A 21831-nucleotide genomic window follows, 5' to 3' on the forward strand; every position below is an offset into this window, starting at 1 on the left:
CGGCGTTACAACGTTTGCAGCAGGCTCGCTAACTGGCGGTTAATCACCTGCTGGTTAAAATCGGTTTCCACTTTTTGTCGGGCGTTCTGGAGCACGGGCTCCAGCGCCTGCTGGTCAATATCGCTGAAGGCTGCTAATCGGTCCGCAAGGGCCATCGCGTTATTCTCCGGCACCAGCCAGCCGGAATGGTCAGACTTAATCAGCTCCGGGATCCCGCTGTGCAGGGTTGATACCACCGGAATACCTACGGCCATCGCCTCCATCAGCGCCACCGGAATGCCTTCCATATCGCCATCGGCGCCCGTCACCGAAGGCAGTAGAAAGACATCCGCCTCGTCGAGCATGGCCTTGACCTCGTGGCTCGGCTTGAAGCCCGGCATCTCTACGACATCTTCCAGCTGATACTGTTCGATAAGCGTGCGCAGACGACGCTCCCACGGCCCAATGCCGAGAATGCGATAGTGGAAATCTACCCCGCGCGCTTTCAGCTGGCGGCAGGCTTCAATAGCCACATGGAGGCCTTTCTTCTCGGTCAGGCGAGCAACGGAGATGATCTGCAGCGGTTTTCCCGGCACCTTTACAGGACGGCGAGTGAAGCGCGTTAAATCCACGCCCATACGCGAAACGGCAATTTTCTCTCCCGGGCAACCCATGTTTTTCAGGCGTCCGGCCCACAGGTCGCTGATCGGCAGCATCATGTCGCCGCGGCGGAAAAGCTGCTGATACTCCGGCGTGTAGTGATTCAGCACTTCGCGGCTGGAGATGTCGATACCGTGGAAGATGGTCGCAATTTTACCGTCAATCACGCCCAGCTCTCGCAGCTTCGCGGCGGTGACGCCCGCCGGGCCAAAGTGGGCGATAAACACGTCGGCACGATACGGCTGCGCCGTTTGCCCACATATGGCCGACAGGATCAGATTGCGGGATTCGGACCCATAGCGGGAAACATTCAGCGCCCGCCAGGTCGACGCGCGGTGGATCCCGCGTAAGGTCTTGCTGGCCCGGTGGCGCAGCTTGCTCAGCTTCCCGGACGGCTCATCCTGCAGCCAGCGGGTTTTCGCCTCGAGCCCATACTGGGTATACGCCGCATGGGTGTTTTGGGTATCGCCCTTTTGCAGGGCGATAATCTCCACGTCATATCCCATATCGATAAACGCGGTGATTTGGTTCAGAACAAACGTTTCGGACGACAGCGGAAATTTCAGTAAGAAGAAACCAACCTTCATTTCCCCTCCCGTACGCGATCGAGTACCGATTTCACCATCCCAATGCCCTTCTCGCGCTCGGCTTTCACCGCCACCGCCAGACGTTCATTGATAGCAGGCAGTTGGCCGAGCGTGTCCCCCACCATCGCCCCGAGCGATCCGTCCAGCAGATGACGAATATCCACCGCCATTTCCGGCATACCGAGCTGCTGCATAATCCCGGCGGACTTGTGCTCATAGTTAATGGCAATGGCCGGCGTGCCGAAGTTCATGGAGATAATGGCGGAGTGCAGACGGGTGCCCACCGTCAGGTCACAGGCGGAGAGCAGCTTGCCCATCTCAAGGTCGTTCAGTTCATCCATCACCACGTGATAGCGGGACGGATCGTTCACCAGATTGCGCAGGTTCAGCGCCACCATACGGTCGTCTTTGTTGTAACTGTCGATACCGGTACAGGTGGACAACGCCAACACCTGGTACCCGCTGTCCAGCACGCGGTTCACCACGTCGGCGAAGGCTTTCTCATACGCCGCCTGCGTCGTACCTAAACGTTTATCAAAGGGCGCCAGCTCGCGCAGAGTTATGGCGACGGTTTTCTGTTTCGCCGCCACGTCGAGCCAGTGCTGCACCGCGTAGCTCGGCTGGAAGCTGTCGTCCTGGTGATCCACCAGCCACGCTGTGTCCACGCCGTGCTCAACTTTTGAGGTGTCAATTTCACTGCGCTTCATCATGTCGAGGCTAACCGACTCGCGCAGGATCAACGCGTCGCAGTGGCCGAACACGTAGTTTGCGAGCTGGTTAAACTGCGGATCCTGGAATGGCCCGACGCTGTGGCCAATCATAAACAACGGCTTTTTCGCCATAAAGGTGCAGAGCGCATGCTCAAACTGCGGCACGCCGTAAAGATCGACGAAGAACGAACCGCCGACCTGGATAATGGCATCATAGCCGGACAGTAGACGAACAAAGTCGGTGAAGCCCTGCGCGATCGCGATGTTGCGCAGCTTGCCGGTGTCGGTCACGCGGGAAAGCAGCACCTGGTGCTGGTAGCGACGACGCAGCACTTTCTTCACGCGGCCCATCACGCCCGCGGCGTTGTTGTGCTGTTTCATCTGGCTGTAGAGCGGGTCGCCCATTACCGGGCGGTTCAGTAACCAGGATGAGCTGACCGGATAACGGCTCATCACGTCCACTTCGGTCTCAGGCTTAAGGGTGTTAATTGCATCCAGTAAACCGCGCAGGATGGCGCTGTCGCCACGGTTGCCGCAGGTATGGTTGCCAAGAATTAATAATTTCATAATGGCCTCTTAAATAACTAGCCTGCGCGAAGCAGCGTTTTCATTTTTTCGTTACGGCAAAACTGGCGCTTCATCTCTACCACCAGCGCATTGCGCGACAGCACAATCATCACGACGAATGCCAGCGCGCCCGCGGCAACCTGCACCGCCAGCAGCGCGGCCAGCGGCAGGTGACCGCTGAGGATGATGCCCAGGCCGTAGCTCACCGCCAGGGTCGGCAACGAGAGATAGAACGGCAGCCACAGGCTCAGGATGTACTGACGGTAGCTGGAGCCCAGCACCGGCTTGATCATGATGAAGTAGCTCAGCACGGTATTGATTATCTGCACCAGCAGGAAGCCCAGCGTGACGCCAATGGCGCCCGCCATATGGCCGCCGACGATAATCGCCGGAATAAACAGGAAGGTTTTGAACACGTTGAACTTGAAGCTGATATCCACGCGCGCTTTTGCCATCAGCAGGGAACCAATCGGATTCCCCACGGAGCGCAGCAGCCCCACCACGCACAGCAGCTGAAGGATCGGGATGATGCCGTTCCACTTCTCGCCAAACACCAGCGGCACGAAGTTGCTGGAAACTACCATCAGCCCAAGCAGCACCGGGAAGTTGATAATCCCCACCACGGAAAGCAGCTTGTAAAAGTTAACGCGCAGCTTTTCGGTGTCGTCCTGAATCTTGGCGAACGCCGGGAACAGGACGCGGGTGATTATCGGGTTCAGCTTCATCGGCGGCACCACCGCGACGTTGTAGGCCAGGTTGTAGCCCCCCGCCACGCTCGCACCAAGAATACGCGCCAGTACCAGCGTCGACAGGTTGGTATTCACATAGTTGATGATGCTGTCCGCCGTCAGCCACGCGCCAAAGCGCAGGTTGGACGAGACGGATGCGAGAGAGAAATGCAGCCCGGGACGGTAGATCTTGCGGCCAAAGTAGCCGAACAGCAGCGTACGCACGGAAGAGTTAACCAGGTATCCGAGGATAGCGGTCATCGCCAGCGGCCAGAAATGGGCGCTCACCACGGTGAAGGTAAAACCCGCCAGCACCGCGCTGGTCTCGATCATGCCGATCTTGTTGAACTCCAGCTCTTTCTGCATCAGCGCGCGGAACTGCTGCCCGTGCGGGATCACCACGAAAGCAAACGACAGCGTGCGCATCAGCGGAGCCAGATCCGGGTTATGCAGCACGCTGGCGATGGTGTCGCTCAGCAGGAACACCAGCACGAACACGAAAATCCCCAGCCCCACGTTCAGCCAGTAGAGCGTAGTCAGCTCAAGATGGCTGATCTCTTTGCGCTGGATAATCGAGTTGGCGATACCAAAATCAGACAGCGTATCGGCCAGCGCGATGATCACCAGCGAGACGGTCAGCAGACCGAACTGGTGATTATCAATAATGCGCGCCAGCACGGTCATCTGCACCAGACCGAGGCCAATGATGACGATGGTCGCCATCGCTGACCACTTCGCCCCGCTGATGGTTTTTTCACGTAAGCTCATCTTAGTACGCCGCTTTGTTCACGAAACCTTTGAAGATGGTCAGAAAAACGATCTTGATATCGAACCAGATACTCCATTCGCGGATGTACTCCAGATCGAATTCGATACGTTTTTCCATTTTTTCCAGCGTGTCGGTTTCGCCGCGCCAGCCGTTGATCTGCGCCCAACCGGTGATGCCCGGCTTCACCTTATGACGCAGCATGTAGCCCTCAATCAGCGAGCGATACTGCTCGTTGTGCGCCACCGCGTGCGGACGCGGGCCAACAATCGACATGCCGCCGGTAAAGACGTTGATAAACTGCGGGAGTTCATCCAGCGAGGTGCGGCGCAGGAAGTTCCCCACGCGGGTGACGCGCGGATCGTTCTGCGTTGCCTGGGTCACCACCTTGTCGTTTTCCATCACCTTCATGGAGCGGAATTTCCACACCATAATCGGCTTACCGTCCATACCGTAGCGGGTCTGGCGGAAGATAACCGGGCCGGGAGAGCTCAGCTTCACCGCGAGGGCAATGCAGCACAAAACAGGCGAAATCAGCAGCAGGATCAGCGAAGAGAGCACAATATCTTCCGCGCGCTTCAGCACGCGGTTAATGCCCGACAGCGGGGTGTCGTACAGCGGTACCACCGGCACGCCGTTCACTTCTTCAATGCGTGAATGGAGGATGTTAAAGGTAAAGACGTCCGGGATCAGGATCACCGAACAGGTGGTGTCCGCCAGCTCGCGCATCAGCTGCTTAATGCGGGATTCGTCTCTCATCTGCATGGCGATGTAAACGTTGTGAATTTTACCGGCTTTCGCGTCTTCAATAAGCTGTTCGTAATTGCCCGCCCAGTCCGACGGCACGCCGCCCGGCTTCGCGTCGTGATAAATCCCTACCACTTCAAACCCTAACCACGGCTCTTTGCGGAAGCTGTCGAGCAGCACCTTCCCGACCGGCAGATCGCCCGCCACGGCAACGAAGCGACGGTTATAGCCCCGGTTACGCAGCCAGCCCGCGCCAAAGCGGATCAGGGAACGGCACACCACCATGCCGACGCTGGTCAGCAGATACCAGCAGAGATAGGTGACGAGGCGATTGTCAAAATCATGGCTGAACGCCACCAGGCCAGCGCTGAAGATCAGGCTCAGGGTCCAGTTCTGCAGCAACAGCATCAGTTCGGTGGTCATTTTAACGCCGCGCCACGAGCGGTAGAAATCGGTCATCCCGCCGATCATCTGAAACACGACCAGCGCAATCAGCGCCATCAGCAGATGCATGTATAAGAACGGCAGCCCGCCGATCCGACACACCGCCCACAATCCACCGACCATGATGGTGATATCAGAAAAACGCTGCACCATAGAGATTAACGATGCATTCGTTCTCGCTCGTTCGCGTTTTTTTAGATTCGTCATCGTTGTTCCTTTAGTTCTAAACCTTACCCCTCGCCCCTCACCCCGGCCCTCTCCCCAGAGGGTAGAGGGTGTTCAAGTTCCCTCTGGGGAGAGGGTTAGGGTGAGGGGTAAGGTTTTCGTATTACTGATTCAACAGCGCCAGAATGTCCTTCGTTCGGGCTTCCATCAGCGCCGTGTCAGCACGGGATTCCACGTTCAGGCGCACCACCGGCTCGGTGTTGGACGAGCGCAGGTTGAAGCGCCACTGCGGGAACGCCATGCTGATGCCGTCCGTACGGTCAATTTCCAGCGCGTGAATCGCAAAGTGCTGCTCCACGCGGGCAATGGCCTCGGCTGGCTGCGCCAGCTTGCTGTTGATCTCCCCGCTCGCCGGGAACGCCGCCATACGGTCGCGCACCAGCTCGCCCAGCGTCTGCCCCTTCAGGCACAGCAGCTCGGTGACCAGCAGCCACGGGATCATCCCGCTGTCGCAGTAGGCAAAATCACGGAAGTAGTGGTGGGCGCTCATCTCGCCGCCGTAGATGGCGTCTTCTTCGCGCATGCGCTCTTTGATGAAGGCGTGGCCGGTTTTGGACATCACCGGCGTGCCGCCTGCCGCTGACACCACGTCGACGGTGTTCCAGGAAAGGCGCGGGTCATGAATGATCTTCGCGCCCGGGTTTTTCTCGAGGAACGCTTCCGCCAGCAGGCCGACAATGTAGTAGCCCTCGATGAACTGCCCTTTCTCGTCGAACAGGAAGCAGCGGTCGAAATCGCCGTCAAAGGCGATACCCATGTCCGCGCCGTGCTCAATCACCGCGTTGCGGGTGTCGTCGCGGCACTCCGGCAGCAGCGGGTTAGGAATACCGTTCGGGAAGTTGCCGTCCGGGGTGTTGTGCACCTTGATGAAGGTGACCGGCACGTTCAGCGCCTTAAAGCGGGCTTCCAGCGCGTCCACCACCGGGCCTGCCGCGCCGTTACCGGAGTTAATCACCAGCTTCAGCGGCTTAAGGTTCGCCACGTTGATGTAGCCCAGCAGGTGGTCAATGTAGTCTTTCTGGAGGTTAATTTTTTTGTAGCTGCCGCGCTTCGCGTCGTTCACCGGCGGGAAATCGTTGGCTTCCGCCAGGCGCTGCACGTCGCGCAGGCCGGTGTCGCCGCTGATAGGACGGGCGCCCTTGCGCACCAGCTTCATGCCATTGTAGTCCATCGGGTTGTGGCTGGCCGTCACTTCGATACCGCCGTCCACGCCCAGGTGGAAGGTGGCAAAGTAAATCTCCTCGGTCCCGGAAAGGCCGATATCCAGCACGTCCACCCCCGCGTCCTGCAGCCCTTTCGCCAGGGCCAGCTTGAGGGATTCACTGGTCAGACGCACGTCGCCGCCCAGCACAATGGTCTGCGGTTTTAAATATTCGCCGTACGCGCGGCCAATGCGCCACGCGATGTCTTCATTCAGCTCTTCGCCCAGCTTGCCGCGAATATCGTAGGCTTTAAAACAGGTTAATTTTTCCATGATGACCCCTTTTTCAGGCAACAGTCGGCCCTGACCACTAAATGGCCAAATTGATTTTTTTGTCATTCGTAGGCCCGGCAAGCGCAGCGCCACCGGGCATAATGCAGAGTGCTACACCCGCCCGTAGCGGTCCTGGAAGCGCACGATATCGTCCTCTTCCAGATACGAGCCGGAGCGCACCTCAATTAAGTCGAGAGGAATTTTCCCCGGGTTCTCCAGACAGTGCGTCGCCCCCAGCGGAATATAAATGGACTCGTTTTCACCGAGCAGTTTGACTTCACCGTCGATGGTGACTTTAGCGGTACCCGCGACCACCACCCAGTGCTCGGCGCGGTGGTGGTGCATCTGCACCGACAGCCCCTCGCCCGGCTTCACGGTGATACGTTTCACCTGATAGCGGTCACCGGAGTCAATGGAGTCATATTTCCCCCACGGACGGTAGACTTCGCGGTGAATATGGTGCTCGTGGCGACCGTCCGCCTTGATCTTCTCCACCACTTTTTTAACGTCCTGCACGGCGTTACGGTCAGCAATCAGCACGGCATCTTTAGTCTGGACAACCACCAGATCCTTCACCCCGACCGTGGTCACCAGGCCGGATTCGGCGTAGACGTAGCTGTTTTCCGTTTTGTGGCTAATCACATCGCCGTGGTGGACGTTACCCTCCGGGGTATGGGCGCTGATCTCCCACAGGGAGGACCAGGAGCCGACATCGCTCCAGCCCGCATCCATCGGTACCACGACGGCGTCCGCCGTACGTTCCATCACCGCGTAGTCAATGGACTCTTCCGGGCAGGCGAGGAACGCCTCTTCATCCACGCGGATGAAGTCGAGATCCGGGTCCACCACCGCCATCGCTTTCTCGCAGGCGTTCAGAATATCCGGGCGGTATTTGCGCAGCTCTTCCAGATAGCGTCCGGCGCGGAACAGGAACATCCCGCTGTTCCAGTAATACTCACCGCTGGCGACATACGCCTGCGCGGTTTCCAGATTCGGTTTTTCAACAAACTGCGCCACGTCAAACGCCACGCTGTCGCCTTCACCCGGCGTCACGTTGCCGCGACGAATATAGCCATAGCCGGTTTCCGGCAGATCCGGCACGATGCCGAAGGTCACCAGCTTGCCGCTCTCGGCGTAAGGAATGGCCGCACGCACCGCGTCGCGGAAGGCGTCTTCCTGCTGGATAACGTGGTCTGCCGCCAGGACCAGCATCAGCGGGTCACAGTTCGGGCTGCTGCGTTTTGCCGCCAGCGCCGCCAGGGCGATCGCAGGCGCGGTGTTACGACCGGCAGGCTCCAGGATGATGTTTTCGGTAAGCTTATTCAGCTGGCGCAGCTGCTCGGCAACAATAAAGCGGTGCTGTTCGTTACAAATCACCACCGGGCTTTCACACTCCACGCCGTGCAGACGGTTTACCGTCGTCTGCAGCATGGTGAGATCCCCTTTCAGGCAGAGGAACTGTTTTGGATAGAGCACGCGGGACAGCGGCCACAACCGGCTACCAGAGCCACCAGCCATCACAACCGGATACAAAGTGGTTTGACTCATGATTTATCCCCGTATATCTGCAATAAATTGGCTCAGCACGTTCTCTTTCTCGAGCGTGCGTTCGGCATATTCACGTGCCACCGTGTTCACTTTTGGCATGGCAAGTGCCTCTTCAATTCCGGTTACCAGCGCCGGGACCGATTCCGGCTCCACGCACACGGCAATCCCCGGATAGCTGTCGCACAGCTGGCCTAATTCTGTTTCGGCTTCTGCCGTGATCACCGCGTTGCCGCCCACTGCCAGAATGTTGGTCAGCTTGGACGGCAGCACCGCGTCCGCGGCGCCGCGTTTTTGCACCACCAGATGGCAGTCGCCCATCTTCAGCAGCGCAGGCAATGCCTCGTAAGACTGAAGCGGGAAAAATTTCACGTTGGTCAGGCCGCGTTCCCCGGCCATTTTTTCCAGCCGCGCTTTTCCACCGCCCTGCCCGACAATCACAAACGTCCACGGATGTGCACTCAGCAGCTGGGCCGCTTCAATCACGCTTTCCAGCCCCTGCTTTTCGCCGATGTTGCCTGAGTAAAGAATGATTTTTTGATCTTCAGGCAAACCGAGCTGCGCGCGCAGGGCCTGAGCATCTTGCTCAGTTACATCGCGAAAACGCGCCACTTCTGACCAGTTCGGGAAGAAAATGACTTTCTCCGCCGGGACGCCCTTCTCCTGCGCCTTGTTCATCATCGAGCGCGAGATAGTCGAGACGTAGTCCACGTTGTGCAAGCCGCTGCGCTCAAACGCGCTGGCGAGCTTCGCCACCTTGCCGCCTTTGCTTTTGCCTGCCATCCCCAGGCCCAGCATGGCGTCAACTTCGTAATCCTGTATGTGCAGTAGAGTGCGCGCGCCGGAGAGTTTGCCCAGCAGGCGCATGCCCGGCGTGCAAAACAGCGTCGGCACCACGCCGATGATGCGATCCGGCTTCCAGCGACGCTGCGCCATCAGCGGGAAGAAACTGCTCAGGGCAAAGCTGCCCAGATGAAGTAACCGCTTCAGCGTTGAGGGCTGCTTAGGCACATACAGCGGGCAGCGCCAGACGGTAGCTGCGCCCTCTTCGCGACGGTAGCGCCAGCTTGAGTAGCGCTCCCCGACTTTCCACTCCGGATAGTACGGCGGCGCGGTAATGACCCGCACGTCATGTCCCTGGCTCGCCATCCACTCGACCATCTCGCCGGTGTATTTCCCGATGCCGGTTAGCTCCGGCGAGTAGTTGATTCCGTATACTAAAATTTTCATAAGCCCGGCACTCCGGACTGACGATCGGCCAGGAAATAGGCACGACTGTTGTCATGCACATTGTCGCTGGCCAGCAGCGCCTCTGGCGTCTGCCAGCGGTAGTCGTCATGCTGAGAATCAGGCAGACGCAGGTCTGCCTCACTCACCTTCAGGCGGAACCCCAGCACGATGTAGTGCGTGGTGAACCCGGAGCCTGAAAAGTTATCGTCATAGAAGTGCTGCCAGACCCCGTAAAACTGGCCCGCTGCCATCGGCAGCTGCAGGCCCAGTTCCGCCAGAGTGAGACGCTCAAACGCATCGCTCAGCGTCTCATCCTTCTGCACGCGCCCGCCGGGCACGAACCAGAAGCCCTGAGCAGGACGGTTGGTTCGTTTCCCCAGCAAGAACTCGCCGCGTTCGTTCTCCACGATCAAATCAATTGAGATGAGCGGAGTGGAACGCACTACCGTGGCAAAATCTTCCTGACTTAAAAACATCGTTACCCCCGGAAGCGGTGCTGGTTTTCCAGGAACCACTGGTAGGTACTGGCCAGACCCTGCTCCAGTGACACCTCGTGATACCAGCCCAGCTGATGCAGACGGGTCACGTCCAGCAGCTTGCGCGGCGTGCCGTCCGGTTTCGTGGCGTCAAACACCACGCGGCCTTTGTAGCCCACCACCTGCGCGATGGTTTGCGCCAGCTCGCGAATGGTGCAGTCCACGCCGGTACCGACGTTGATGTGCGACAGCATCGGCTCGGTGTTCTCCTGCCACACCTCGCGATCCAGCTCCATCACGTGAATGCTGGCGGCAGCCATGTCGTCCACGTGCAGGAACTCGCGCATCGGCGTACCGCTGCCCCACACCACCACGTCCGGCGCGTTCTCCGCGGTCGCCTCGTGGAAGCGGCGCAGCAGCGCCGGGATCACGTGCGAGTTGCTCGGGTGGAAGTTGTCGTGCGGTCCGTACAGGTTGGTCGGCATCACCGAGCGATAGTCGCGGTTGTACTGACGGTTGTAGGACTCGCACAGCTTGATCCCGGCAATCTTGGCAATCGCATACGGCTCGTTGGTCGCTTCCAGCGTGCCCTGCAGCAGTTCGCTCTCGGCGATCGGCTGTTTCGCCATTTTCGGGTAAATACAGGACGATCCGAGGAACAGCAGCTTATTCACGTTGTGCAGATGCGCCGCGTGAATGATGTTGCTCTCGATCATCATGTTTTCGTAGATGAAATCCGCCGGGTAGGTGTTGTTAGCGACAATGCCGCCTACCTTCGCCGCCGCCAGATACACCTGGTCAATGCGTTCGTTAGCAAAGAAGTCCTGTACCGCGCGGCTGTCGAGCAGGTTCAGCTCGTCGCGCGTGCGGACAACCACTTCGACGTCACCGCGCTGTTCGAGCTGGCGAACAATCGCGGAACCCACCATTCCGCGATGACCGGCGACAAAAATACGTTGTTTTGTCATTCTCAGGACTCCAGCGCGATGGCAACCTCGTAGCCATGAGACTTGAGCAGGGAGTGTTTTTTCGCTGCTTCAAGATCTTTGGCTACCATCTCGGAAACCATCTCCTGCAGAGTGATTTCTGGTTTCCAGCCCAGCTTCTCGTGCGCTTTGGTTGGGTCGCCCAGCAGGGTTTCCACTTCAGCAGGACGGAAGTAGCGCGGGTCAACCTGCACAATTACGTCGCCTGGCTTCACGCCCGGTGCGTCGTGGCCGGTCACGGAAACCACAATACCTTTCTCTTCCACGCCGGTACCTTCGAAGCGCAGTTTGATGCCCAGCTGTGCCGCGGCCATTTCAACGAACTGACGTACGGAGTACTGCACGCCGGTCGCAATCACGAAGTCTTCTGGCTGTTCCTGCTGCAGCATCATCCACTGCATTTTCACGTAGTCTTTGGCATGGCCCCAGTCACGCAGGGAATCCATGTTGCCGAGGTGCAGGCAAGACTCCAGACCCTGTGCGATGTTGGCGATAGCGCGGGTGATTTTGCGGGTCACGAAGGTTTCGCCGCGACGTGGAGATTCGTGGTTGAACAGGATGCCGTTACAGGCGTACATGCCGTAGGATTCACGGTAGTTTACGGTGATCCAGTAGGCGTACAGTTTTGCTACCGCATACGGAGAGCGCGGGTAGAACGGCGTGGTCTCTTTCTGTGGGATTTCCTGCACCAGACCGTACAGCTCAGAGGTGGATGCCTGGTAGAAGCGAGTTTTCTTCTCAAGGCCGAGGAAGCGGATCGCTTCCAGCAGACGCAGCGTACCCATGGCATCAACGTCAGCGGTGTATTCCGGGGACTCGAAGGAGACCGCTACGTGGCTCATCGCGCCCAGGTTGTAGACTTCATCCGGCTGTACTTCCTGCAGGATACGGGTCAGGTTGGAGGTATCGGTCAGGTCGCCGTAGTGCAGGTGGAATTTCGGGTTCGCCGCGTGAGGATCCTGATAGATATGGTCTACACGTTCGGTGTTGAAAGAAGACGCACGACGTTTAATACCGTGCACTTCATACCCTTTTTCCAGCAGGAACTCTGCCAGGTAAGAACCATCCTGCCCGGTAACGCCGGTGATGAGAGCGACTTTAGACATGTTTATATTCCTCTACTTATGAATTTAATCAGTTTCAACGCGTTCGCGTATCACCACTGCGGGGTTGCCACGGCAAACTTTATTTGCCGGTAGCGATTTAAAAACGCTGCTGCGGGCACCGACTACCGTGCCATCGCCAACAGAAACACCCGGTGCAACAAAAACATCCGTTGCCAGCCAGCATTTTTCGCCGATCGCAATAGGCGAAGCGGTAATATCAAAATGCTGACTCATAAAATCGTGGCTGCCGGTGCACAAATAACATTTCTGTGAAACCACCGAATTTGCGCCAATCGTTATTTCGCCAAGGGTATATAACACCGCGTCATCCCCAACCCATGCGTAATCTCCCAGCGTTAATTTCCACGGATAGGTAATTTTCACAGAAGGTCGGATGACTACGTTTTTTCCGATTTTTGCGCCAAACAGGCGCAATAAAAAAGCTCGCCAGCGGTACAGTATTTGCGGCGACCAGGCGAATAATGTTGCCTGAACGGCCCACCACAGCTGTACCTTAATCCCGTTCCCGCCCCGAAAGCCTTTCGGCACGGAGAAACCTTTTAAATCCTGCATTGCATTTCCTTATATTCAGGCTTTGTTATATAAGGTTTTCGTTTTGCCTGTGGTACGCAGGCGTAATAAATAAGACAATTCCGCCCAGAACCCCGGCACGCCTAATATTTTGCGCTGTACGTTTTTGGCATCCTGGCACAATTCCAGATTATTAGACGTTGACACGCCGCCCATTGAGAATTCAGACACCAGCCCTTTAATTCGACGGAACGGGTAACCTGATTTATACAGGCTGGCTGCCAGCGCATAATCGGAAGACACTTTATACTGCAAATCGTAAGGCTGTTTTTTCAGACCCTTTACCGGGAAGAAAATGGCCTGATGGCTGGCAGGCAAGCTGTGGTAGATATACCAGCCTGGCTTCGCGCTGCGGCACACTTTATGTCCGTCGCCAAAATCGAGCAGCGCATCGCCAATATACATGGCGTCCTCTTTCTGGCGAGCCAGCTGACGGGCAAACAGCGCCACGTCATCATGGAAAATATCGCCCGAGTTCAGGAAGATGGCATAGCGGCCTTGCGCCATGCTGATGCCTTTATTCATCGCATCATAGATGCCTTTATCTTTCTCGCTGATGTAGCGTAAGTTGAACTCACCGTTGAGTTTTTCAAGAAACTCCGCCGTGCCATCGTTCGAGCCGCCGTCGACCACAATCCACTCAAAGGTGAGGCTTGGATCGCGCGCCAGGTTGCGCAGCGAGCGCCAGGTTTTTACCACCCCTTCGTAATTACGAAAAGCGACAGTAATGACGCTAAGAAACATAAATCACCTCATTTCGTCATACGTTCGTAATATTAAGCGCCTTGCGCAGAATAAACGGACAGACAATCAAGAAAGCATATTCCGGGCTAAATATTGACCCGGTAAAAAACAGCGACACCGGAGTAAACAGATAAAGCTGAACGCGAAAGTTCTGGTTATCACCAAACGCGTTAATCATCATTTTGAAAACTTTAAACAGATACCACAGGGTCAACAGTACGGCGAACCACGAAAAATAAATAATTAACAGATACAGACCATTGTCTATGGTTTTACCGACATCCGCACCGTTAAAGATTCCGAATGATGCAACATATTCGTAAAGTGAGCCGAATCTTACTACCCCATCAATATGGGTTAAGGAATAACCCACCATCACCAGTGGCCCAATGATGCGATAATAGGACGAAGATCCTTCCGTTCCCAAATCACCCAGACGTTCTGAGATGTACGGGAAGGCAAATATCACGCCTACCATAAATACCGTCAGGGAGATAATCGCCAGCGGCAGTTTTTTCTTAATCGCATCTTTGTTCAGGTACTGGAACGCCCACTCCAGCAGGTAAAACAGGATAAATGTCATTACCCCTGAGAACGATCCAGACAGAACAATTCCTGCAAGAATCATAGCATCGGTCTTAGGCGTTTTGATACCAAACTGTTTGATGCTGAGCCAAATTGAGATTAACGCCAGAGCGAAAAACGCCGGTTCAAAATAGAGGGCCGTAGTACGCTTCCCGCCAAACTTGATGAAGTTCAATACATAGCTGTTACTGTAAATGAGATATTTCGAAATTATCTCCATCAGGCTGCTGCCACCGGTGAGAATAATTTGCGCCATCTCCAGTGCGGCAAGCATAACAATTAACGCAACGGCAATATAAAAGAACCTAAGGATTTTCCGATAATTGTGCGGAGAAATAGTTTTAAACCGAATACTCCAGACCATTCCGATAATAATAACAATATAAACAAACAGCATGGTCGAAGTGACGTATTTACTGGCATCCAGCGACTGGCCAAAGATGTAGTTAAACAGCGTCAGGCCCGTGCCCAGCCCTAAGGCAATCATCAGCTTCTTCAGGTTAATTTTATCGACATACAGCAGAAGCAGAACGGGCAAGAAGGTCACGATGGTTATCGGGAAGCTTTCGCCGAGCTGGGCAATTTTGACGTTGACCAGCAGGTAGATCAGCGGCAGCAGCAGATAACTACAGATTCTGATAGAACGAGACATACTCCTCCAGCATCTGTTGTCCACTGTAGGCCTTGCGGCTGCGGTTGCGGAACGATTCCAGGTCAGTGCCAAAAACGATCTCAGCAATCTGCGCCTTCGGCAGCTGCACCAGGGGCAGGACCTCCTGCTCCGTGAAGGTTTTCCCGCCGGACTTTTCCAGCACTTCACGCGCCGCATCGCTGTGGGTGGCAATCACCGGCACGCCGATTGAGAGCGCTTCGCAGAGGATCAGCGGGTAGTTATCCACGCGGGAGCTAAACACCAGCGCGTCCATTTCATTCAGCGCGCTCATCAGCTTGCGCTTGTCGGTCTCAAACCCGTGGTTCACCACGTTGGCCCCTTCGAACGGTGAAAACTTGCCGAAGGTGTGAAGCTCTATCTTGTCACCCAGCGCCATCATGTCGCGCACCAGCTGCTGGTTGGTTTTACCGTCGTAACGCAGGTCATGCGCAACGATAGCGATTTTCGGTTTGCCCGCGGTTTCGGCCACCGGGGTCAGCTCGGCAAGAATGGCTTCCGTCGCCACGTCGATGCCGTTGTTGATAATCTGACAGCGCCCTGCCCCGTACAGGCTGTTGAAGGCATCGGCCACGTGCTGGCTCGGGGAGATAAAGGTACAGCCGAGCGAAAGCATGTCACGGAACAGCTGACGCTTTCCGGCGACCAGCTGATGCGCGCGATCCACCTTCACCGGCGGGTAGTTGCTTAACGTCGGGCACTTCTGGCAGTTATCTTTCCAGCCTTCGCAGCCGTCGGTAAACGCGCAGCGGCCCGTCACGCTCCAGTGATCGTGCAGCGTCCAGACGAAGCGGGTGTCGGGCTTGTGGGCCTGCACCTTCTGGCAAAACGCCACCACCTCTTCCAGATTCAGCCAGTAGCTGTGCAGCACGTGAAAATGCAGCACAACCGGGCCCGTGGTGCGGGTCACGGTGCGGTAAAGGTTGTTCAGGTTGCCAAACAGATCGCGGTTAAACAGGCGGAACAGCGCAATGTTGGCAATCGAGGTCAGACGCGGCGTGTGCTTGTGCACCTGCGGGAAGTTATCGTGGCTGACGCTTTTCTTGCCGCCTTTGCCGTAGCCGTAAATAAAACGAGACTGAAGTCCTTTTTGCAGCGCGCGCTGGTGCAGATCCAGGGCCACGCCTGCCGCTCCGCCTTCTGCGAGGCGTACGTTAAATTGCAGAATGTTCATTTAATCACCTTCACGCGGGCTTTTTCTCCCACCACCAGCGCGTTATCCGGAATGCTGTCCAGCACCACGCTGCCAGCACCAATCGTGACGTTATTACCAATCGTGATGTCACCGATGATTACCACGTTCGCCCCCAGCTCGACGTTATTGCCGATGACCGGGCAGGCCAAGCTGTCAGGCCCGCGGTTGCCAATGGTGACCGCATGACGAATGGTGAAATCATCCCCGGCGACCACAAACTTATTGATCACCACCGCATAGCCGTGATGGATGGTAAAGCGGCGACCAATAGTGGCAGCGGCCTGAATTTCATAGCCAAAAAAGCATTCGGTAATGATGCGGTACAGCACCAGCACGGGCGCCGCCCAGATATTGTTCAGCACGTTTTTCTTACGCCACACCGAGCAAAAGTGCGCGATGCGGTACGCCAGAACCATGCAGCACGGACGCAGGCTCCAGCTGTTAGCGCGGCAATCTTCCAGAAACATTATTTCCCCCGAAGCCCGTCAGCCAGGCGCTTGCCGTTACGCACGGAAAGCAGCGTCAGCAGCGTGCGCCAGTTCATGCGCTTATTGCGGATCTGATAGAGGGTAAAGAGCTGATATTTACGGCTGGCACGGTCAAACTTGTCCTTGTGCTTGCGGTAAAAATGGAAGTAGCCCGAGAACTTCTTCGGCGAGGAGGTGATTTGCATCTCCCCGTGGTTGATATGCAGGATCTGCGTGGCCTCTTCCACCTTCCACGGCTCGCCGTATTCCACCACCATGCGCAGGAAGATATCGTAATCCTGCGCTGCCTTGAGTTCGGTATCGAACAGGCACTCTTTGAAACGCCACGCCCAGGTGAAGACCTGGTTACCAATAATGTTGCGCTTGTAGAACAGGCGGCGAGAGTACGGCGATTTCGGGTACAGCGGCAGGCTCGCGGGCTGCGAGTAAACCTCGCCCTGGCAGACATAGTCGTTGGCATACAGGAAAGCGTGCGTGACCAGCTGTTCTTTATGCGACAGGAAGATAGACAGGCGGTTCGGCGTCCATTCGTCATCGTCGTCGATCCCGGTCAGATACTGCCCTTTGGCCTGCATAATCGCCTGATTTCGCACCGCGCATGCACCGGAGTTAATGGCGTTATGCGTATAGACCACCCGCGGGTCGTTGAGGTCAGTCACAAACTTTTGCAGCTGTTCATACGAGGAAGAGCAGTCATCAACGATGATCAGCTCCCAGTTATCGTAATCCTGTCGCAGGACGGATTTGATTGCGCGGATCGCCAGCTGCTGACGATTCCATGTCGGCATATAGATTGAAACTAAAGGGCGTTGTGTGGTCATCTTTTCCCCTCACCCCGGCCCTCTCCCCAAAAGGGAGAGGGTGAAAGGCAGCCAGTGGTTATCATTACGTTCGTCCCCCAAATCCCGCACCGAACAGTCCCCTCTCCCCTTTGGGGAGAGGGTTAGGGTGAGGGAATGGGGTGTGTTTAGTTATTTACTGTCAGATTTATATTCGTACTCGTAATAGCCGTAATCCTGGTACCCGGTCGCGCGGCGGAAGATGGAGTTCAGGATCACCCCTTTCACCTCAATGCCGTTCTGCTCGAAGCGGCTCAGGCTGGTTTCCACCTCTTTCAGGGTGTTCACCGCGTAACGCGCTACCATCAGCGTGGTTCCCGCGTGGCGGCCAACAACGGCTGCGTCGGTCACGGCCAGAATTGGCGGCGTATCGATCAGCACCAGGTCGTAATTTTTGCTCGCCCACTCAACCAGCTCGGTGAAGCGTTCGCTCATCAACAGCTCGGACGGGTTAGGCGGTACCTGACCGCGTGGAATCAGGTCAAATTTCGGCACCGTTGTGGGTTTCGCGCTCTGGCTGATTTCACCTTTGCCGAGCAGGATTTCCGACAGACCGTTAACGTTGTTGGTGCCCAGCAGTTCGTGGGTGTAGCCCTTACGCATATCGCAGTCGATCAGCAGCACGCGCTTGTTGGTCTGGCTGACCACCGCCGCCAGGTTGGCGCAGACGAAGGTTTTACCGATTGACGGGCTAACGCCGGTTAACATCAGGACGTTGTTTTTGGCCTGCATCATGGCGAAGTGCAGACTGGTACGCAGGCTACGGATCGCTTCGATAGCGAGATCGGTCGGGTTACCCACCGCCAGAAGCTGGCTCTGCTTGTAACGCTTGACGCCCTTGATGGTTTTGACGCTGTCGCGGGATTTTTGCCACTCGGACAGCGGAATGCTGGCATAGACGTTGATCCCGCTCTCTTCCAGCACCTGCGGGCTTTCGATGCCGCGGTTGAACAGCGAACGCAGCAGCACGCCCACGATGGAGAGCATCAGGCCGAGAATAATGCTGCCGAGAATAATCAGCGCTTTCTTCGGCTTCAGCACGCCAGGCTGGGTAATGGCCGGGTCGACGATGCGCACGTCGCCGACGGTACTGGCTTCGGTGATTTTCAGCTCCTGCTGCTTGTTCAGCAGCTGCATGTAAACCTGCTGTCCGGACTCGACGTCGCGGGTCAGACGCACGATCTCCTGCTGCGTTTTCGGCATCGCGGTCACGCGGTCATTGAGCTTCGCCTTCTCCTCTTCCAGGGTACGGCGTTTCTCCAGCAGCGTGCGGTAGGCCGGGTGACGTTTGGTATAAAGCTTGGAAATCTCCGCCTCTTTGAAGGTCAGCTCGTTGAGCTGCGCATCAATGTTGACCATCGAATCGAGGACCGATTTCGCCTCCAGCGGCAGGTCAACGGAGTCTTTATCCTGACGATAGGCGTTCAGCTTGTTCTCGGCATCATCCAGATGGGCGCGCACTTCCGGGAGCTGTTTGGCGAGGAAGGCCAGGCTTTTCGCCGCTTCCGCAGACTTACGCTCAACGTTCTGCTCAAGATAGTTGCGGGTAATGCTGTTCAGGATGTCGCGGATTTGATCCTTATCTTCACCGGTAAAGGTCATGCTCAGCACGCCGGTGTCCTTACCGTTTTCGGTGACGGTCAGGTTGTTTTGCAGATTGTTGATCATCCCCAGCGTGGAGAATTTGGTGACGGTGAATTCACCGCCCTCCTGGGCGTTGATGGCGCTGACCATCATGCTAACGCCGTCTTTGGTCAGCATCTGCCCCACTTCGCCGCGCGCGCTAAAGCCTGCGTCGCTGGTTAGCTGGTACTGTTTCGGGCCAAGCACCGTCAGGGTAAACGTCTGATCGGCCGCCCCTTTCGGCAGCACGAAGTCAGTGACCTTCACCGTGTCGTTGCTTCGTCCCATCAGACGATCCCAGCCGGCACCAAAGACCGGGAAGGTATTTTTGGTGACGGAGATATCGAGCCCGAGGTCGTGAACCGTTTTACCCAGCACCAGGCGTGACTGGATGAGCTGAATTTCGGCGTCGGATGCCGGCGGCTTGTTCGCCAGCGCGGAACCGATGTCCTGCACCAGCGAGTTGCCGGTATTCTGCTCGATCTGCACCAGCGCGTCGGCGCTGTAGATAGGGGTGGCGAAGAGCGTGTAGACGACGGCAGCCGCGGCGAACACGGCGGTAATGCCCAGCACCCACCACTTTGCCTCTACAACAGTGCCGACCAGGCGCCCAATATCAATTTCATCACTGCCCGAAGTCGGGGCGGCAGAAGGTCTTGTTTTTTCTGTCATTGTTATCCCTGCTGAACTTTCAGTGCCTGCGCCCACTGTTGGGCAGACTGGTCAAGTAAGGTGTAAACCGCCTCAAAGGCCTCATGGCTTTTGCGATACGGATCGGGGATTTCACGTTCATTGTCCCAGTGACCAAACAGCATCACCTTGCCGCGCATCTCCGGAGCGATATCGCACAGCGCATGAATATGGCGTTTTTCCATCGTCAGGATCAGGTCATACTCCCGGCACATGCGGCCAGTGACCTGGCGGGCCACGTGGCCGTCGAGAGAGAGGTGATGATCCCGCGCCACGCTCGTTGCGCGCTCATCGGCACCTTTACCGACCAGTGCACCCAGCCCGGCCGAATCAACGGTCAGTTCGGGCTGGTAGTGTTTCAACAACCGTTCAGCCGTGGGGGAACGGCAGATGTTCCCCACGCATACCACCAGAATTTTGTTAAACATCGCGGATTACCAGGTATGAATGTCGCGCGCCGTATCCGTCATGTAGCGAACGCCACTGATGGTTGGCAGCAACTGGTTGATCAGACGGTTCCAGCGGGCAACCGGCGCGGTGGTGACATACACCACATCGTATGGCTGGAGACGGAACTCCGTTGCCATCACCAGAGAGGTCGCATCGGACATATCCAGCTGGTAGATGTTGGCGATCTTGCCTTTCGCACTGCCCTCACCTTTCAGCGGACGGATAACGAAGATACCGGTCGCGTTAGAGGTCGTCAGATCGATACCCTCAGCATTGCCCAGCGCTTCGGTCAGCGTCATACCGCTGAAGTCCATTTTGAGGGTGCTCTGTTTCTTCACTTCACCCATCACGAAGACTTTCAGATCGTCATTGCGCGGCACGTAGAGAATATCGCCCGGATAGAGCAGGCGGTTCTGGGTCAGATCGCCGTTTTGCATCAGCGCCTGCAGCGAAATACGCTGCTCCTTCCCGTTGTGGGTGAGCACGACGTTGCGCCAGTCGGCTCCGTCGGTTAACCCGCCCGCGGCGTTGATGGCATCCAGTACGGTCAGAGGAACGTTGGTGATGGCCTGCTGGCCGGATTTGTTCACCTGTCCAGAGATATAGGCTTTTTGCGAGCGGAATGCGGCGATATTAACGTCCACCTGCGGATCGGCGATGTACTGCGCTAAGCGGCCGGTAATATCACTACGGATCTCGGCAAGCGTTTTCCCTGCAACGTGGACTTTACCAATGTAGGGATAGAACATGGTGCCATCTGACTGCACCCAGTTACCGGTGTCGCTTGAGCTGCGGTACTGGCCCGCTGGCGTGGTCAGTTCAGGGTGGTCCCAGACGGTCACGTTGATCACGTCACCCGGCCCCACGCGGTACTGGTAGGACGCAATTTCCTGGTCCAGCGACATATTCGGCTGGGCAACATTCGGACGTGGACGTAATTGTTCGACCAGACGAGGCGTAAGTGGATAAACATTCACCATTTTGTCGAGATCAAAATCGGCATCCTGTTGCTTGATCACATCCTTACCCATTGTTGACATATTGCTGCCGGGAAAGACCGTGCAACCACTCATCAAGGTCACAGACACCAATAATGGCATCAATTTCATTTTGGATTTCATCATTGATTATTTATCACTTTGGCAGAGTAATTATCCTGTGCAATTTAAATAAGCTCGAGTCGTATTGGGTTTCAGCATGCAGTTAATCAAATAGAAATATAACTGGCATCAGTCCTAAAAAAAGCTTATTCATCCATTGGCTATTGACAGAATAATCGAGGCTGATTCACACGCTTTCAGGCACGCTACCGCCCTTGGCTTTCAGTTACCAATCCACTGACTAAACAATGTGTTATGGATAGACACCCTCTTGAGCAAGGTCTTCTGGAAATATATCAGTCGCTTGAAAACCCTACGGATAATGAATAACCATCCCTGAAGACCGAACATTAATAGCAACACCGAGATTTAACATTTGATGCTGGGAGAATTGTTGCAGCTAACCTAATAGCAGGCAAGGAGACAACTGTCCTAATATCGGTTTTTAAGATTAATATTAAGAGCAAATTTTTGAGCTTTTAGGATTTTCTTTATATTGACAAAATAAGAGTAAAAATCATCACCTGCGATATATCCTAAAATGCATTCCTTGTAATTAAATATACGTATTTCGCTTATTTACACCCTATTGAGAATGCTCTCTTTTTTACCCGTCGTATTAAGAG

At 56.0% G+C, this 21831-nt stretch carries 19 protein-coding genes; all 19 read right to left on the bottom strand.

From position 1 onward, the window contains the following. Positions 1-5 precede the first annotated feature (5 nt). The gene (gene wcaL, locus P346_RS14120) at positions 6-1226 is read right to left on the bottom strand and encodes a colanic acid biosynthesis glycosyltransferase WcaL (protein WP_032658810.1); all 1221 of its coding nucleotides are present in this window, start codon (positions 1224-1226) and stop codon (positions 6-8) included. Continuing rightward, a complete protein-coding gene (gene wcaK / locus P346_RS14115; protein WP_032658813.1) occupies positions 1223-2503 on the bottom strand; it encodes a colanic acid biosynthesis pyruvyl transferase WcaK in 1281 nt (426 codons plus the stop codon). Before wcaK ends, wcaL begins: the two co-directional genes overlap by 4 nt. 17 nt (positions 2504-2520) lie before the next feature. Beyond that, entirely contained in the window at positions 2521-3999 is a 1479-nt protein-coding gene (wzxC, locus tag P346_RS14110; protein WP_032658814.1) for a colanic acid undecaprenyl disphosphate flippase WzxC, read from the bottom strand. 1 nt (position 4000) lies between these two features. Continuing rightward, entirely contained in the window at positions 4001-5395 is a 1395-nt protein-coding gene (gene wcaJ, locus P346_RS14105) for an undecaprenyl-phosphate glucose phosphotransferase (protein ID WP_029742027.1), read from the bottom strand. Between the two features lie 121 nt (positions 5396-5516). Next, a complete protein-coding gene (gene cpsG, locus P346_RS14100) occupies positions 5517-6887 on the bottom strand; it encodes a colanic acid biosynthesis phosphomannomutase CpsG (RefSeq protein WP_032658816.1) in 1371 nt (456 codons plus the stop codon). Positions 6888-6998: 111 nt separating this feature from the next. Continuing rightward, positions 6999-8435: a mannose-1-phosphate guanyltransferase gene (cpsB, locus tag P346_RS14095; protein ID WP_032658817.1), complete on the bottom strand. Its 1437-nt coding sequence runs from the start codon at positions 8433-8435 to the stop codon at positions 6999-7001. A gap of 3 nt (positions 8436-8438) precedes the next feature. Continuing rightward, positions 8439-9662 carry a colanic acid biosynthesis fucosyltransferase WcaI gene (wcaI, locus tag P346_RS14090; protein WP_032658820.1) on the bottom strand — a complete coding sequence of 408 codons (1224 nt, stop codon included), beginning with the start codon at positions 9660-9662 and terminating at the stop codon, positions 8439-8441. Further along, on the bottom strand, positions 9659-10138 hold the full coding sequence (locus P346_RS14085) for a GDP-mannose mannosyl hydrolase (RefSeq protein WP_032658823.1): 480 nt from the start codon (positions 10136-10138) through the stop codon (positions 9659-9661). The genes wcaI and P346_RS14085 overlap by 4 nt, the downstream gene beginning before the upstream one ends. Positions 10139-10140: 2 nt before the next feature. Further along, positions 10141-11106, bottom strand: coding sequence for a GDP-L-fucose synthase (fcl, locus tag P346_RS14080; protein ID WP_013097874.1), 966 nt, complete (start codon positions 11104-11106; stop codon positions 10141-10143). A gap of 2 nt (positions 11107-11108) precedes the next feature. Then, on the bottom strand, positions 11109-12230 hold the full coding sequence (gene gmd / locus P346_RS14075) for a GDP-mannose 4,6-dehydratase (RefSeq protein ID WP_014884502.1): 1122 nt from the start codon (positions 12228-12230) through the stop codon (positions 11109-11111). Between the two features lie 24 nt (positions 12231-12254). Beyond that, a complete protein-coding gene (gene wcaF / locus P346_RS14070) occupies positions 12255-12803 on the bottom strand; it encodes a colanic acid biosynthesis acetyltransferase WcaF (RefSeq protein WP_023336272.1) in 549 nt (182 codons plus the stop codon). Between the two features lie 15 nt (positions 12804-12818). After that, a complete protein-coding gene (gene wcaE / locus P346_RS14065) occupies positions 12819-13565 on the bottom strand; it encodes a colanic acid biosynthesis glycosyltransferase WcaE (RefSeq protein ID WP_032658826.1) in 747 nt (248 codons plus the stop codon). 16 nt (positions 13566-13581) lie between these two features. Further along, positions 13582-14802 carry a colanic acid polymerase WcaD gene (gene wcaD, locus P346_RS14060; RefSeq protein ID WP_029742034.1) on the bottom strand — a complete coding sequence of 407 codons (1221 nt, stop codon included), beginning with the start codon at positions 14800-14802 and terminating at the stop codon, positions 13582-13584. Continuing rightward, the gene (wcaC, locus tag P346_RS14055) at positions 14777-15994 is read right to left on the bottom strand and encodes a colanic acid biosynthesis glycosyltransferase WcaC (RefSeq protein ID WP_032658829.1); all 1218 of its coding nucleotides are present in this window, start codon (positions 15992-15994) and stop codon (positions 14777-14779) included. The genes wcaD and wcaC overlap by 26 nt, the downstream gene beginning before the upstream one ends. Then, positions 15991-16482, bottom strand: coding sequence for a colanic acid biosynthesis acetyltransferase WcaB (wcaB, locus tag P346_RS14050; RefSeq protein WP_023312402.1), 492 nt, complete (start codon positions 16480-16482; stop codon positions 15991-15993). Before wcaB ends, wcaC begins: the two co-directional genes overlap by 4 nt. Further along, the gene (wcaA, locus tag P346_RS14045) at positions 16482-17324 is read right to left on the bottom strand and encodes a colanic acid biosynthesis glycosyltransferase WcaA (RefSeq protein ID WP_023312403.1); all 843 of its coding nucleotides are present in this window, start codon (positions 17322-17324) and stop codon (positions 16482-16484) included. Before wcaA ends, wcaB begins: the two co-directional genes overlap by 1 nt. Positions 17325-17474: 150 nt before the next feature. Further along, complete coding sequence (gene wzc / locus P346_RS14040) at positions 17475-19637, bottom strand: tyrosine-protein kinase Wzc (protein WP_029741889.1); 2163 nt, start codon at positions 19635-19637, stop codon at positions 17475-17477. A 2-nt stretch (positions 19638-19639) separates the two neighbouring features. Continuing rightward, positions 19640-20083, bottom strand: a complete 444-nt coding sequence (gene wzb / locus P346_RS14035) for a low molecular weight protein-tyrosine-phosphatase Wzb (protein WP_023312405.1) — start codon at positions 20081-20083, stop codon at positions 19640-19642. 6 nt (positions 20084-20089) lie between these two features. Then, the gene (locus P346_RS14030) at positions 20090-21229 is read right to left on the bottom strand and encodes a polysaccharide export protein (RefSeq protein WP_014170829.1); all 1140 of its coding nucleotides are present in this window, start codon (positions 21227-21229) and stop codon (positions 20090-20092) included. Positions 21230-21831 lie beyond the last annotated feature (602 nt).

Source organism: Enterobacter sp. DC1, assembly GCF_000568075.1.
GTDB lineage: Bacteria > Pseudomonadota > Gammaproteobacteria > Enterobacterales > Enterobacteriaceae > Enterobacter > Enterobacter asburiae.